The sequence below is a fragment of the Rhodovibrio salinarum DSM 9154 genome (genome assembly GCF_000515255.1).
GTDB lineage: Bacteria > Pseudomonadota > Alphaproteobacteria > Kiloniellales > Rhodovibrionaceae > Rhodovibrio > Rhodovibrio salinarum.
Genome location: NZ_KI911559.1, coordinates 4,026,214 through 4,040,689, shown reverse-complemented (window position 1 = coordinate 4,040,689; position 14,476 = coordinate 4,026,214). Strand labels below are relative to the sequence as shown.

The 14,476-nt window shown below is 64.1% G+C and carries 12 protein-coding genes; 5 read left to right on the top strand and 7 right to left on the bottom strand.

Annotation, left to right across the window (positions count from 1 at the left end; all coding sequences use genetic code 11):
* Positions 1–144 precede the first annotated feature (144 nt).
* Positions 145–1,221, bottom strand: coding sequence for a hypothetical protein (locus tag RHOSA_RS0118800; protein WP_027289876.1), 1,077 nt, complete (start codon positions 1,219–1,221; stop codon positions 145–147).
* Positions 1,218–1,559 (bottom strand): hypothetical protein, encoded by a 342-nt coding sequence (locus RHOSA_RS0118795; RefSeq protein WP_027289875.1) that lies wholly within the window; start codon positions 1,557–1,559, stop codon positions 1,218–1,220. Before RHOSA_RS0118795 ends, RHOSA_RS0118800 begins: the two co-directional genes overlap by 4 nt.
* Positions 1,560–1,826: 267 nt before the next feature.
* Between RHOSA_RS0118795 and RHOSA_RS0118790 the strand changes: the two genes are divergently transcribed.
* The 3 genes from RHOSA_RS0118790 (at position 1,827) to RHOSA_RS0118780 (ending at position 6,740) form a co-directional block, all read left to right on the top strand.
* Positions 1,827–2,912: a site-specific integrase gene (locus RHOSA_RS0118790; RefSeq protein WP_156092836.1), complete on the top strand. Its 1,086-nt coding sequence runs from the start codon at positions 1,827–1,829 to the stop codon at positions 2,910–2,912.
* Positions 2,913–3,314: 402 nt separating this feature from the next.
* Positions 3,315–5,288 carry a nucleoside-diphosphate sugar epimerase/dehydratase gene (locus RHOSA_RS23675; RefSeq protein WP_051432339.1) on the top strand — a complete coding sequence of 658 codons (1,974 nt, stop codon included), beginning with the start codon at positions 3,315–3,317 and terminating at the stop codon, positions 5,286–5,288.
* A gap of 279 nt (positions 5,289–5,567) precedes the next feature.
* Positions 5,568–6,740 (top strand): DegT/DnrJ/EryC1/StrS family aminotransferase, encoded by a 1,173-nt coding sequence (locus RHOSA_RS0118780; RefSeq protein WP_027289873.1) that lies wholly within the window; start codon positions 5,568–5,570, stop codon positions 6,738–6,740.
* A gap of 47 nt (positions 6,741–6,787) precedes the next feature.
* On the opposite strand, the gene RHOSA_RS23670 is transcribed toward RHOSA_RS0118780, so the two are convergent.
* Positions 6,788–7,468, bottom strand: coding sequence for a sugar transferase (locus RHOSA_RS23670; RefSeq protein ID WP_051432338.1), 681 nt, complete (start codon positions 7,466–7,468; stop codon positions 6,788–6,790).
* Positions 7,469–8,018: 550 nt separating this feature from the next.
* Here RHOSA_RS23670 and RHOSA_RS24505 point away from each other — a divergent pair.
* Positions 8,019–8,882: a sulfotransferase family protein gene (locus RHOSA_RS24505; RefSeq protein WP_081728843.1), complete on the top strand. Its 864-nt coding sequence runs from the start codon at positions 8,019–8,021 to the stop codon at positions 8,880–8,882.
* 132 nt (positions 8,883–9,014) lie between these two features.
* Here RHOSA_RS24505 and RHOSA_RS0118765 read toward each other — a convergent pair.
* A protein-coding gene (locus tag RHOSA_RS0118765; protein ID WP_437123680.1) for an IS3 family transposase occupies positions 9,015–10,114 on the bottom strand; the annotation gives its coding sequence in 2 pieces (ribosomal slippage) (positions 9,015–9,853 and positions 9,853–10,114; 1,101 coding nt in all).
* A 162-nt stretch (positions 10,115–10,276) separates the two neighbouring features.
* On the opposite strand from RHOSA_RS0118765, the gene RHOSA_RS26090 reads away from it, so the two are divergent.
* Positions 10,277–10,381, top strand: coding sequence for a transposase (locus RHOSA_RS26090; protein WP_081728842.1), 105 nt, complete (start codon positions 10,277–10,279; stop codon positions 10,379–10,381).
* Between the two features lie 321 nt (positions 10,382–10,702).
* On the opposite strand, the gene RHOSA_RS0118750 is transcribed toward RHOSA_RS26090, so the two are convergent.
* The 3 genes from RHOSA_RS0118750 to RHOSA_RS0118740 all read right to left on the bottom strand — a co-directional run bounded on the left by RHOSA_RS0118750 (position 10,703) and on the right by RHOSA_RS0118740 (position 14,340).
* Positions 10,703–11,929 (bottom strand): glycosyltransferase family 4 protein, encoded by a 1,227-nt coding sequence (locus tag RHOSA_RS0118750; RefSeq protein ID WP_027289870.1) that lies wholly within the window; start codon positions 11,927–11,929, stop codon positions 10,703–10,705.
* Between the two features lie 9 nt (positions 11,930–11,938).
* Positions 11,939–13,084, bottom strand: a complete 1,146-nt coding sequence (gene wecB, locus RHOSA_RS0118745; RefSeq protein ID WP_027289869.1) for a non-hydrolyzing UDP-N-acetylglucosamine 2-epimerase — start codon at positions 13,082–13,084, stop codon at positions 11,939–11,941.
* A 134-nt stretch (positions 13,085–13,218) separates the two neighbouring features.
* On the bottom strand, positions 13,219–14,340 hold the full coding sequence (locus tag RHOSA_RS0118740; RefSeq protein ID WP_027289868.1) for a polysaccharide biosynthesis C-terminal domain-containing protein: 1,122 nt from the start codon (positions 14,338–14,340) through the stop codon (positions 13,219–13,221).
* Between the last annotated feature and the right edge of the window lie 136 nt (positions 14,341–14,476).

Sequence of the window (14,476 nt, the reverse complement as noted above, 5' to 3'; positions counted from 1 at the left end):
GCCGGGGAGCCGGTTTCCGGAGGTGTCCACTTTCGACGCAGGCGTTGAAGCCTCCCGAGGTTCCGAGAGACTCTCGTAATACAAGATAGCTGCGGCAGGCCGCACCGGACGACATTTGTGGAGAGGTGACCCTGTTCGCGTTGGCTAAGCATCCGGGTCGGGCGGATCGTAAGGCCGGCCGATCCTGTCCAGCGCAGCGTCCACGTCGGTGATCAGTTCCCGCCGCTTGCGCCCGTTCGCATTTACGATCTCGCTGATCGAGGCCTCGCCGCAATGCGCCAGATCCGCCAGGGCGCCGTGGGTCATATCGAGGTTGGGATCCGTCATCGCGTGACGTATGCGGCGACGCACCCGCTCAACCTCTTGACGTGAGACCAGCGCTCCGCTGCGCGGCTCGCCCGGGCGCTCACGGCCGTTGAGGGCCCGGACGAACCGGTTCCGGTCGGATGGTGAAAGCCGCTGACGTAGCGTGATGGCGAACTCGCGCACGGCGTCAGCGTCATGCAGCGGCGCGTGCGAAGCCGCGGTTACAGGGGTGAGCTGCTCCGCTCCCGTATCGCGATTGCCATGGCTGTCCATGGTATTGCCTTGCAGCTCCGCCGCCACCGCCGTGTCGACGTCGGTACCAGCTTTGACTGCTTGACCGATCCGCTTGAGCGAGCTGTCCCGGTCGCAGCTCGTGGCCATGAGCTGGCAGACCCCGAACGGCGGAACCGCCCCTGCCGTCCGGCGGATCAGCCGAGCGCCTTCGGTGGTCAGCGAGAATAGGTTGGCGATCGCCCGGGTCGGACCGGGCGGCCGCCCGGTCTCGGGAGTTTCTACAAACTGTTTGTAAGAAGGGTCGGCCGCCAGCACCTGGGCCAGGCGGATGCGCTCGCTCGAAGTGGGCGGCCGGATCCGGACGTTCGCGCGAGCGGCGATATGATAGGCGGCGTCCGGATTGAGCACACGGACGGCGATACAGGTTCGGCCGGTGCCGTGGGGCAGCGGCAGGCGGCCCGCCGTGTCCAGCTTTGACAGCGCCCGGAGACGAACGCGTCCGTCGATGATTCTGACCTTCTCGCCTTCGAGGAAACCGGTGAGCGGCTCTTCGAGCCCCTCGGTCTCAAGGGCGCTGGCCATCACTGTGACCTCCTGCTTGGTCGGCGGCCGCCGCAGCGGCTGATCCTGCTCTTCGGTCGAGGTGTCGAGGGCGACGTATGTGGGTGCTGGTGCCTTCATGCGGTGGCCTCCTCTCCCCGCCGTCGACTTGGAGCAGCCGGGTCCACGGGATCCGTCGTGCCCGGCGCGGCTGGATCGGGTTCGCCGTGGAGGATCCGGCAGCGTGTGGTGAGGGAGCTCAGCTGGCTGGGCGACAGCGGCGTGCCGTCGGACCGCTGAACACCCTCTCGGTAAAGCTGCTGGATAATTTCCGAGCGCGAGCAGCCGTGAACGTGCATCTGCAGGATCAAGCCGCGCTTCGCGTCGACGGCCCTTCGCAGCGCCCCCCGTCGGTCATCTACCCGTCTCGACCGGGGGTAGATCCGCGACAGCACCTCGATCGCCTGCCGGTCGTCCATGCCGGATCTCCGCCTGCCGTTGGTGCTAGGATCCACATAGCAATATGAGCTGTATGGGCAAGTGGTTAGTCGCTATAGGACAGATTGGAAAGAGATGGAGCCGGCCGCCGACCACTTTTGATCCGGCTGCGCAAGAGGCTATCAGGAATTTGTTCTGATAAATTGTTGACGTCGATTTGGACCGATACGCGCTTAGCACAGAAAGCGACAATAGGGTGTCCGGCAACGCACGCCTGGAATTTGGCGTTTGCAGCTTCTTGTGCCTCCTTGAAGGACGGAACCAAGAACAGCCTGGAGGCTCAGATGACGAACGATACCCTGCCCGTGGATCCCTACGATTTTGTCCGGGCCCTCAGCTTGGCCCACCGCGTCCTTGATGTCGGCCATAACCCGCAGACGCAGCGGACCTATAGGGCCACGTTGAACGTCATGGCGGAGAACGGACTCAGTCCGCGGGACCTGGCCAGATCCCGGTCGCGCTTCAACGAAGCGTGCGCGGCGACCGTCTACGCCGCCGCATGCGCCCTCACGGATCTTGGTGGCGCTGCCTACGAAGCCGATCCCGTGGTTCTGAACCGAGAAGCCGATCGCGTCCAAGCAGCCGTATCCATCCTCTTGCGGTACGGGGCCGGGAATCGGCCGGCGGGCCGGCCGGGGCGGGCAGGGGCAGACAGCGCTGGAACAGGCAGGGCTGCGGCCCGTTGGCTCGCACGGGCCCGGCGGTATCGGCGGGGCGACCTGCTGAGAACCGCTATTCGACATCAATGGTCACCGGACGCGCTTGCTGTCCTCGAGATTACGGGCGCGCGGCCAGCGGCCCTGGCGCAGGGCGTGGCCGTCCGCCTGGCGGGCACGAAAGCGCAGCCGGCGTTGGTCTTCGGGGTGCCCGGCACGAAGCATGACCCGGCGCGGAACAAGGGGACGGCTCGGCAGGAGATCCGGGTGCCTTTGCACGCCGAGCAGCCCGCCATGTGTCATCTGGCGAAAAGGTTGTGGCAGGCCCGATCGACCATCACGGTCGCCTGTCCCGAGGATCGGCTGCGGCGGGATCTGAAGGCGGCGGCGGAGGCCGTGTTTGGACCTGTCAAGGGAGGTGAGGTGACGCCCTACACCCTTCGCCATGTTGTAGCCGCCCGATTGCGGGTCCAGGCCGGCACCGAGGTCGCCCGGCGGACGCTTGGCCACAGAACGGTCGAGAGCACGCTTGTTTACGGTGGCGCGCCAGATCAGGGGCCCTTACCAGAGGCCGTGCTATGGCCCGAAGATACGCCGGAACCGGGTGCCGAACACAGCCCCGACGCCATGCCCGTATCGGAACCCGAAGCGCCGGCGCCGGCCGGACCGCCGACATGACCTGCCGTCTGACGGTGCAGGGTCGGCCCGAGGTCGGGGGTTAGCCGCCGGCATGCGGATGCGCTGAGGATCTTGGCGGGCGGCCCCGGTGACCTTTACCCCAGACCTGTTATCGCGTTGGCGACTACCCGGCATCCGGCTTGATTCTCGTGAGGCAGGCGTGACCGCGCTGTGCCGGCCGCGGCTCGTCGAACCGCCTGCCCAAGGGGGCTCGGCAGATGCCCCGGTCGTTCATCGTTAGGTATTAAAGGCCGCGCGCAAGACGGTCACAGCGTTCCCACTTTGCAGCAGGTGGGCGTCTGCGGTAACAGAATGAATGGGGACCGTCGATCAGCGATACAAAATCCGGCTGTGGGCTGACGGAGGCCACAAGACGCCGGGCTGGCAGGAGGGTTAGGTATCATGAGGGGGGTGTTCGCCGCGCGCTACCGCCGGGCCGCGGTCGCATTCGTGCACGACGCGGTGATGGCGGCGCTCGCGTGCGTGCTGGCCTTCGCGCTGCGGCTGGGCGACGGCGTTACCGCTTATCTGCGCGATCCCGAGTTCTGGCTGGTCGTGGGGATCTTCACGGCCGTCTGTGCTGGCGTCTTCTGGTTCATGGGGCTTTACCGCGGCATCTGGCGCTACGCCTCGGTCCAGGACGTGATCGCCATCGTCAAGGCCGTCACGCTGTCGCTTCTCATTTTCCTGCCGATCACCTTCCTCATGACCCGGCTCGACGCGATGCCGCGGTCGGTCCTCGTGATCGCCTGGCTGCTGCTCGTGGTGATGCTCGCCGGGCCCCGCATGATCTACCGCGTGTTTCGCGATCGCGGGTTCCAGCACGTCCTCGAGTGGGGCGCGTCCAACCGGGTGCCGGTCCTGCTCGTAGGCGCCGGCGACGCTGCTGACCTGTTTATCCGGGACACGACCCGGGATCCCGACAGTCCATACGAAGTTGTTGGCATCGTCGACGAGAAAGGCACGCGCGTCGGCCGGCGCATCCGGGGCGTCCCGGTCATGGGCGATCTGGCCGACGTCGACCGCGTCGTCGCCGCCCTCGCCCGGCGCGGCCGGGCCCCGCAGCGCTTCATCCAGACGCGCGGTATGACGCCCGAGGTTCTGCGGCAGCTGCTGGACAAGGCTGAGGCGCACGGGGCCCAGCTGTCGCGCCTGCCCAACCTGACCGACTTCCGGGACAGCCGCACCGACGGTAGGGGCAAGGTCGAGCTCCGGCCGGTCGCGCTGGAAGACCTGCTGCAGCGCCCGCAAGCGACGTTGGACCGGAACGCGATGCGCGCGTTCATTGCCGGGCGACGCGTGCTGGTCACCGGGGCGGGCGGATCGATCGGCAGCGAACTTGCCCGGCAGGCCTGTGAGTTCGGTGCCGGGCGGTTGGTGCTTTTGGATCACTCGGAGACGCTGCTCTATAACGTAGGTCATGAGCTCGCAGAGTCGTTCCCTGAGACCGACCGGCGCAGCGTCCTCGCGGATGTGCGGAGCCGGGCGGCGGTCGACGGCGTCTTCGCGGCAGAGCAGCCTGAAGTCGTGTTGCACGCGGCTGCCATCAAGCACGTCCCGCTGGCAGAGGATAACCCTCCCGAGGCGGCGCTCACCAACGTCATCGGCACGCGCAACGTCGCCGACAGCTGCTGCGGCCACGGCGTCGCGGCGATGGTGCTGATCTCCACCGATAAGGCGATCAATCCGACGAGCGTGATGGGTGCGACCAAGCGATTGGCGGAGTGCTACGCCCAGGCCTGCGACGTGGCCGAGCGGGAACGGGCGAAGCAGAATGGTGGGACAACGACCCGGTTCACGACGGTGCGCTTCGGCAACGTGCTCGGCTCGGCCGGGTCGGTGGTGCCGCTGTTCACCCGCCAGATCCAGCGCGGCGGGCCAGTGACGGTCACGCATCCCGAGATGACCCGCTACTTCATGACCGTCCGCGAGGCCGTCCAACTGGTCCTGCAGGCCGCCAGCCTGAGCCAGCTGCGTGACGATGGCGACGATGTGGGCAAGGTCTACGTCCTGGACATGGGCGAGCCCGTGAAGATTGTCGATCTGGCCCGGCAGATGATCCGGCTGGCCGGACTCCGACCGGACAAGGACATCCGGATCGAGTTCACCGGTGTGCGGGCGGGAGAAAAGCTCCACGAGGAGTTGTTCCATCACGGTGAGCCGACGGTTCAGACAGCTTACAGCGGTCTTCGCCTTGCGGCGGCGCGGACGGCGAACGTGGAAGTTTTACATAAGGCCATCGAGGAACTTGAGAATCTGGCACTTTGCGGGGCGGTTGCCGAGGTGATTGAGGGGGTGCATCGCCAAGTCCCGGAGTTTAGGCGAAGCCAGCAGAGGGCCAGTACTGCGCAGCAACGTGACGTCGTGAGGTGGTGAAGCTTTGGTGCGAGCGGCTAAATTGAATAGCGTATTGGTTCCTCGATGTGAGTGGAAGTTACTGCTAAAATATCGGCAAGCTCAGCGCCGAATTTACAGAAAGAGCCGGGTTCGCGAAAAAACGATGGAAAACGGGCAGCTAAGTGGTCAGTGGGCGTTGATAGTGACGCAGCCTCGTAGAATGTTTTCGGACCGATGGAACTGATCCGCCCGCGCAAGCCGAGCGCATCACGTGGTGCTTGGGTTAATGCCGTCGCGAGTTAAACTGGATAGGTTGTCATGTCAGTACAGACGGACGATGCTTTCATTTATTTCTATCGCCCAGACATCACTGAGGCCGAGATCGAAGAGGTCGTTCATTCGCTTCGCTCGGGTTGGTTGACCACGGGCCCCAAAGCGAGGACCCTGGAAGCTGAGTTTGCGGACTTCCTTGGCGGCGACGTTGAGGCGGTCGCAGTCAATAGCGCGACCGCGGGGCTGCACCTCGCGCTCGAAGCGGTCGGGGTGGGTGCCGGCGACGAGGTGATTACCACCACCCACACTTTTACCGCGACCGCTGAAGCAATCTGCTACCTCGGCGCCACGCCGGTGTTTGTGGACATCGACCCCGAAACGGTCTGCATCGACCCTGCCTGTGTCGAGGCCGCAATCACGCCGCGGACTCGCGCGATCGTGCCCGTCCACTTTGGCGGTCTTGGCTGCGACATGGAGGCACTCTCACGCTTCGCTAAGCGCAATGGCTTGGCTGTGGTCGAGGATGCGGCGCACGCCTTCCCCACCAAGCTCGATGGGCGGCTTGTTGGGGCGCTGGACAGCGAGGCGAGCGTTTTCAGCTTCTATGCAAACAAGACACTTGCAGCGGGCGAAGGTGGCATGCTGGTGACTCGTAACCCCGAGATTGCCAGGCGCGCGCGCCTCATGCGGCTGCACGGCATAGACCGCGATGCCTTCAATCGCTTTTCGGCGACCAAGCCGTCTTGGCGTTACGACATCCTGGCGGTAGGTTACAAATATAACCTGCCAGACGTCGCCGCCGCGCTCGCGCTGGTTCAGTTGCGCCGTGCCTGGGAACTCCTTGAGAAACGTCGCGCCGTCGCCGAACGCTATGATCGGGCCTTCGCGGATCTACCGCTAGTCCGGCCGCCGCAACCCGAGGCGAACGGTCTGCATTCCTGGCACCTATACAATGTGCGCCTGGCCACTGAGGCGGCGGTTGACCGCGATCGCTTTATCGAGCTTATGAGCGAGGCAGGGATCGGCTGCAGCGTCCACTACATTCCACTGCATCGTCACACCTACTGGAGCGACAAGTACAGTCTTACCCCAGAGATGTTCCCGCACAGCGACTCGGTCTTTCGATCCTGCGTCAGCCTGCCGCTATATAGCAGCATGACCGACAGCCAGGTCGAGCGCGTGATAGTGACTGTTCGCAAGCTGCTGTTGAAGGCTTGAGGAAGTCGTGAGTTGCAAGCGATCAGCCCACCCGCATACGCAGAACGTTACCTCGGGAGCAGCGGCATGTCAGATGGCAGCCAGTGACGGGCTGCCTCGCTCTCCGGCGGAGTCCCCAAGATGTGCCGCCCGGTCAGCATCTGCAGGATGGTGACGAGGGTCCGCGCGATCACCATCATGTCGTAGGCAAACCCGACGCGATCGACGTAAACCCGCTCCAACGAGAGCTTCCTCGGCAGCAACGCCTCAACGTAGCTTTCATAGGGGGTCGTCTGTTCCAGGAAGTAGTCCTGATAAGCATAGGCGAAGAGGGCGCCAGGACTGGTGATGCCCGGTTTGACGCGCAGGGTTTCCAGCATCCAGTCGGTGTAATGGTTGTCGACGATCTTGGGGTCTTCCGGCCGCGGTCCGACGATCGACATGCGCCCTGCCAGAACGGCCCAGAACTGCGGCAGTTCGTCGATCTTGGTTTTTCTCAGAAACGTTCCGAAGGGGAAGACGCGGCTATCTCGCGGCGCTGTGATCACTGAGCGTTTTCGATCGTTGATGCGCATGGTCCGGAATTTGGGCATCGTAAACACCGTGCCGTCTTTCCCGGTGCGTTGCGCCGGGAAGACGACCGGGCCTTGCGAGGATAGCCGGATGCCCACATAGGCAAGCAAAAGCAAGGGGGTTGCGGCGATCATCGCAGCACCCGCGAACAAAATATCGAACAGACGTTTCGTCAACACGCGCTCTCCTAGCATTGGCCTCGGCTATGCGATGCTTAACGGTGACGTCGGGCTGTGCCCGCGCTCAAGGCCCTGTACCAGGTACCCGCGTCATGAGGCGTCGTACCGCGCGGCGGGTGGCAGGCGTCTCTTGATCTGGGGCGACAGGACGCGGCACCTTGCAGAAAGGGGCGCCGGCCGGGCTCGGTGGGTAGGCAACAAAACTTCTCATATCGAGTTTACGTTCCAATCGCGGCGTCCGTGCGCCCGCGTCGTTCTGTTTGTGCTTGGCCTAAGGCATGCGTGTCGCCGTCAAAGTCCCGCGGCAGAGTGGTGTTGGCTGGGGGGCTCGACGGTGGAGCGCAGGTTGGTAGGGCCTGGCCGCGGCGCGCATCGGCATCGGCGCATAACCCGACCCGCTGGTTGATACCGGTGTCGAGAGCAGCTAAACCCCCTACCCAGATTTCACCCGGATCAAGCCACGCGGCGGTTAGGAGATCAAGTGCCGACAACCGTTGATGCGCCGCGGCACGCCACCCAGGCGATCGCTTGAAGGAGTGCGGTTCGAATGTATGAACCCGTTATAATCCTCGGCGCCGCTCGGTCGGGCACTAAGATCCTACGCGACCTGCTAGCAGCGTCGCCGGAGTGTGTCGCCGTGCCTTACGATATCAACTTCGTCTGGCGTCGCGGCCAGGAGGCGCACCCGGACGATGCCTTGCAACCCGGCCAGCTGTCGCGCTCCGAGATCGGGCAGATTCGCGACGAGATCACGCGACTTGCGCGCAAGTCCGACGGCGCGGCCGCGCCGACGGTAAGACTGATGGTCGAGAAGACGGTCGCCAATCCGCTGCGGGTTCCTTTCGTGGACGAAATCTTCCCCGAAGCGCAGTTCGTGAACCTGGTGCGCGACGGCCGCGACGTGACCGAATCGGCTTATCGCTTGTGGCAGTCGCCACCGGATTTCGGCTATCTCGTCCGCAAGCTGGCATTCACGTCCACCAGCAACGTGCGGTATCTAACCCGGTTCGCCGGCAACTTCGTTGTCGGGCTCGCCCAGGGCCGTGGCGCGAGAATCTGGGGGCCCCGTTATCCAGGGATCGAGCAGGACTTGGCAAGTGCCGACTTGGCGAGCGTGTGTGCCCGCCAATGGGCTTGCACAGTGCGTGCCGCCGACGACGGCCTGTCAATGATCCCCGAAGCACGGCAGCTGACCGCGTACTACGAGGACATCGTCGGGGATGAGACAGAGATTGTCCGTCTGTGCACTGCGATTGGAATCACCGACCCGGAGCCCGTGCTGCGGCGCTACCGCGAGGACATCCGGCGAGATACTGGGGGTAAATGGCAAGAAGCCTTCGATGAGGCCACCCGCGCGCGTCTGTGGCCGATCCTCGAACCGGAGCTTGCCCGGCATGGCTATCTGGGATGACCCAATTGATTGGCCAAGGCTATCAGGGCCTTCGGTCATATCGTCATCCCGAAGATACCGGTATGAGAGCGGTGACTGAGCTTGCCCCCGATGCTGGACCAGCCGAGGCGAGAAATCTCGGCTCCGGATGCCTCAGGGCAGGCATGCCTGCCCTGAGGCGCGCGCCATGTCGGCCGGGGTTTTCTGGCCGATGGCGCTGTGCGGACGGAGCTCGTTGTACTCGATCCGCCACGCCTCACAGGTCGAGCGTGCATCCTCCAGACTCAGAAACCAAGCCTGGTTCAGGCACTCGGCCCGGAACTTCCCGTTGAAGCTCTCGACGAACGCGTTGTCCGTCGGCTTGCCGGGCCGGGAGAAATCCAGCTCCACGCCGTTCAGATAGACCCAGAGGTCCAGGTCCTTCGAGACGAACTCGGGCCCGTTGTCGACCCTGATCTGCTTCGGCTTGCCATGGATCCGACAGACCCGCTGCAGCGTGGCGACGACGTCGGCGCCGCGGTAGCTGACCCGCACGTCGATCGCCGGCGATACCCGGGTGAACGCGTCGATCACCGTCAGCACCCGGATCCGCGTGCCATCGAACAACGCGTCCGACAGGAAGTCCATCGCCCAGACCTGATTGGGCGCCGTGGCGACCTGACGATCCTCACGCAGCTTCGCCGACACCTTGCGCTTCGGTGTCTTGTTGCGCAGCTGCAGGCCCTCCTGCCGGTACAGCCGATACACTCGCTTGGCGTTCACCTGCCAGCCCTCCCGCCGCAGCAGAACGTGGATCCGCCGGTAGCCGTAGCGCACCCGCGTCTCCGCAATCTCCCGGATCCGCCGTCTGAGTGCGGCCTGCGTGTCCCGTCTGGCCTGGTAGCAATAGCTCGAGCGGGCGGCCTGCATGACCGCGCACGCCCGGCGCGCGCTCACCTGCCAGACCGCGCGGAGATAATCCACCACCGCGCGGCGACGCGCAGGCCTCAGAGCTTTCGGCGAATCACGTCCTGCAGCATGTCTCGGTCCAGCGACAGGTCCGCCACCAGCCGCTTGAGTCGCTGGTTCTCCTCCTCCAGCTGCTTCAGGCGCTTCATCTCCGACGGCATCAATCCGCCGTACTTCTTGCGCCAGCGGTAAAACGTCTGGATCGAGATCCCGGCCTTGCGGCAGACCTCCTCGACCGACGTCCCCTCCTCAACCTGCCGCAGGATCGACGCCATCTGCGCCTCGGTGAACTTCGACCGCTTCATCCAACCCTCCTCGGTTCAGCCCAATAAGCTAACCGAGAATTTTCTCACTCCGCGCGGTCCAAGTTCCGGGCTGCAGGTCAACGGTCGACTTCGAGCTGTTTCGCCCTGATCTGAAGGCTGCCGTCGGGCCGGGCGATATGAGCAAGGCCCCCATTCGAGCTGGTGCTGAAGTTTCGGATGCTGGTGCTACAGGCCCTGCACGGTCTGTCGCTGGATCAGACCGCTTACCTGGTGCGTGACCGGCTGAGCTGGATGCGCTTCTGCTGACTCGGGCCGGGCGACGCGGTGCCGGATGCAAACACGCTCTGGGACTTTCGTGAGACCCAAGTTGAACAGTCAGCTCAGGCCTCGTGACGACCGCGCATTGCCCGAGTTCAACAGTACCGCCGCGATTGAGCCGGACTGACGCCACACAGCAGCACTAGCCCGGTTTTCTCACCAGGGCTCATGAGTCGTGGCTTTGGGCTGCGGTTGAGGGCGGCTGTGTGATCCGGCGCGCCTGTGTCGTGCCCGATCACGCGGCAACCATTGACCGCCAGCCGCGGCGACAGGTCGGCACCGCTGGTGAGAAATGCGGGCTAGGGTATGTCAACGCGCTGTCGCTCGGTCGAAGTTGTGCACAAGGTCGCTCCAGTGTTCCAGCACTCGCTCGGGCGCGAAATGGGATGTCGCATAGGACTTGATCTCGCTTCGGCTCTTCAAAGCGAGGGCACCCGCAGCGCTGGCGTCCATCGTCGCACTCAGCCCCGCTGCGTCGAGCGCGTCCGGGATTGCGCCGACACGCTGCGCGCGGATCTCCTCCGCCAGCGCGCTCTCCTCCTCGACCACGACCAAGACCGGCAGCCCGCGCGAGAGGTAGCTGCTCGTCTTGCTCGGGTAGGCGCAGCGGTAGATCCCAGGCGCCAGCGAGACGATGCCCATGTCCGCTCTGTCCATGGCAGCCAGGGTGGCTTCAGGGGAATGGCGACCGAGGAAGCGGATCCGGTCGCCGAGCAGAGCGCCGGCGCGTGCTTGCAGTTTCCTCTCAGCCGCCCCGCTGCCCACGAATACGAGTTCCACGTCATGGCGGCGCTTGGCCAGGCGCGCGAAGGCATCCACGACCAGTTCGAGATTCTGGAAATGCCCAAGGTTGCCGGCGAACAGGAACCTGAATCGGTCGCTCTTTTCGCGCAGGTCCGCAGGCACGTCGGCGTCTGGCATGAAGCCCTGAAGCCAGAAGTTGTTGATGACTGAGAGATTCCCAGGCGGCCCGCGGCGGTCCGACCGTTTGGCCAGCGTCCGGGCCATGTCGCACGACAAGGTCACAACAGTGTCGGCGCGCCTGCAGGTGTACTGGTCGAGTCGGCGTAAGGCGTGGATCAGGAATCGGTTGCGCAGGTATCCCGCGTGGACCAGAAGTTCCGGGTGAATGTCCTGGCAGTGGTAGAGAAGCGCGCCGCCGCGAAGCCGTGCGAGGAGTTGACCCATCAGCCCCTGCACTACCGGTGGCGTGGTGTTGACCCACACGACGTCCGGCTTAGGCGCAGCCAAGACCAAGGCGCAGGCGCGCGCCTGGAACACCAGAATCTTTGTCAGCCGTGCGAGCGTCCCGCGCCGCGCGCGCCAGGGCAAGGCGATCCGGCGCACCGCGACTCCGTCTAGCAACTCAGTCGGCGGTGCGGCCCGCACGTCGCCGGTGCCGGCGTAGTTCGGCTGGGCGGTGACGACCGTGACATCGTGGCCGTCCGCGGCCAGCCGACCCAGGATACAGCGTAGCATCGTGCCGTATGGTGCGGTGTCTGGCCAGTAGTGCTGGTAGATCGCGAGGATATGCATGTCCGGTGGTCAGCTTTGCTGCCGCCAAGTCTGTGGGACTCGGACGTTGTTCCAGTGGTTGCTAAGGTGGGCGGTGCCGATGATCAGATTCACCACGCGCTGGGAGGTGTTGGCGATCTTGTAGTCCTCGGGGATGTCGTCGACAGGCACGCTTTCGCGGTGCTGCTCAGTGACCGCGCGGACGCCGTTCAGCACCCCTTCTGGGTTAAGGCCCGTAAGCAAGATACTTCCGGTGTCCAGCGCTTCCGGGCGCTCCATGGCGTTGCGCACGGTGATTGCCGGGAAGCCGAGGATCGCGGATTCTTCAGCGATCGTTCCGCTGTCCGAGATGGCGCAGAACGCGTGCATCTGCAGGGCGTTGTAAGCGAAGAAGCCGAACGGCTTCATGAACTGCACGCTTTCGGGCAGCGGCCGATTGCAGGCATCGAGTCGGCTACGCGTGCGCGGATGTGTTGAGACGATGATCTGTTTGCCGAAATGGGCCTGCAATTGCTCTAGCGCTTGCAGGATCCGGTCCAGGTTGGCTGGGTCGTCGACGTTCTCTTCCCGGTGTACGCTGACGATGAAGTATTCTTGGTGGTGCAGTCCCAGTTGCTCGAGCACGTTCGAGCCGTCGATCTGGCCGCGGTAGTGGTTCAAAACCTCGCGCATCGGGGAGCCGGTCAGGTAGATGCGCCGGTGCGCCATGCCTTCGGACAAAAGATGCCGGCGAGCGTGCTCGGTATAGACCAAGTTGAAATCCGCCGTATGGTCGACGATCCGGCGGTTGGTTTCCTCGGGAACATTGAGGTCGAAGCAGCGATTGCCGGCTTCCATGTGGTAGACTGGGACGCGCATGCGCTTTGCCACAATGGCGGACAGCGCGCTGTTCGTGTCGCCGAGGATCAGCAAAGCGTCCGGTTGCTCAGCCAGTAGGATACGTTCGGTGTGACGCATCACGTCGCCCAACGCCGCCCCGAGGCTGTCGGGCGAGATTCCCATGATGTGCTTGGGGGGATTGATTGCGAGGTCTTCGAAGAAGATTTCATTGAGTTCGCGGTCGTAGTTCTGCCCGGTGTGCACCAGAACGTGGTCGACGGCCGCCTCGAGTCGCGCGATCACACGGGACAGCCGGATGATCTCCGGGCGTGTCCCCACAATGGTCATAACCTTCATGGCTTTGTCTTTCTGCGTGGCGAGATTGCAGCACGCGGCCCTAGGCGGGCGCGGGAGCCGAACCGGTAACGCCCCCTTTCAGCCGAATCCTGATGCACCTTCAAGAGCTTTGAGCGACCTTCATACATGACTTTCTACACGGGACAGGCATAGGTGTCCGGCCGGTTCGGGTCGAACAGCTCGTGGCTCCAGAACATCGTTGTGAGCGGACGGCCGCCGACGTTCACGATGTGGTGGGTGTGCAGGGTGGGCATGTCGACGAATTGCGGCCGGCTGCCGCTGACGTGAAAGGTGGTGACATCGTCGTCGCCGACGCGGCGGATGCGGATGATCGCCTCGCCATCGATAACTAGAAAACGTTCGATCTTGTCGAAATGGTAGTGATCGCCGCGTGTGACACCCGGCTCGGTAGTGGATAGGAAGCACTGCCCGCCGTTCAACTCCTTCACGGCCTCGAACAGGGTGCCGCGCTCGTCGGTGCGCAGCGGCGGATTGATCGGATATGCCTGGGGAAACAGGAAGTATCGCAATGTGTTGAACAGGCACAGGTCTAGATCATCGCGCACGTCTGGGATGATCGCCTGGTCGCGGTACAGCTGGGCGAAACTGTGCAATTTGTCGTACAGCTCGCCGACCGTAAGCGCGCGGCCCGGCAGCTCCATCCGGCTGCGTTCGCCGCGCCGGACTTGCTGCAGAATCGTCTCGACGACCGTGCCTGCGTCGATAAGCGAAATCTCGCCTGTGCGATTGACCTCGGGCTCTTTACCTTGAGCGAGCTGATGGCAGAAGGTGTGGACGACGGAGTTGTGAAACGGCCGCCCGCCTTCGCCGAAGACGTTGGGCAGGACCATCGTCGTCAGCGCACCACCGCCGCGCTCCGCCCAGGCGGCCAACTGTTCCCCAGCGCGCCGTTTCGCCGCGCCGTACGGGGTGTCCGTTGCTTCCTGGGTCGACGACGCAAGAATGACGTGGGCCTGGCTGCCGGCGCGTTCTAACCCAGCAATCAACTGGCCAGTGATCTGCTCATTTTCAGAGGCGATCTCGTCTGACGTGCCGCGAATCCGGCAGGCAAAGTGCAGCACGGCATCTAGATCGGCGCAGAACGCCGCCAGGGCGTCGGCGCTGGCGAACGTGCTGCGGTCGGCGGTACGGACGTCCACGTGTGACAACGCGCTCAACCGACAGTATGCCTGCCAGCCCAGCATGCCGCGCGCGCCAGTGATTCCGATCCGCAGGGGGGCGTACTGTTCTGCCATTTAGTAATCGTTGCCTTGTCGATTTTGGCGCATGGGCGCGCGTTCGGGAGCGTTGGTACGGTGGACATCGCGCCAAGGGAACCCTACCCCGAGATGGCGGCGAGCCCAAGCTGCCGATCATGGTGGTTGTTGGCAA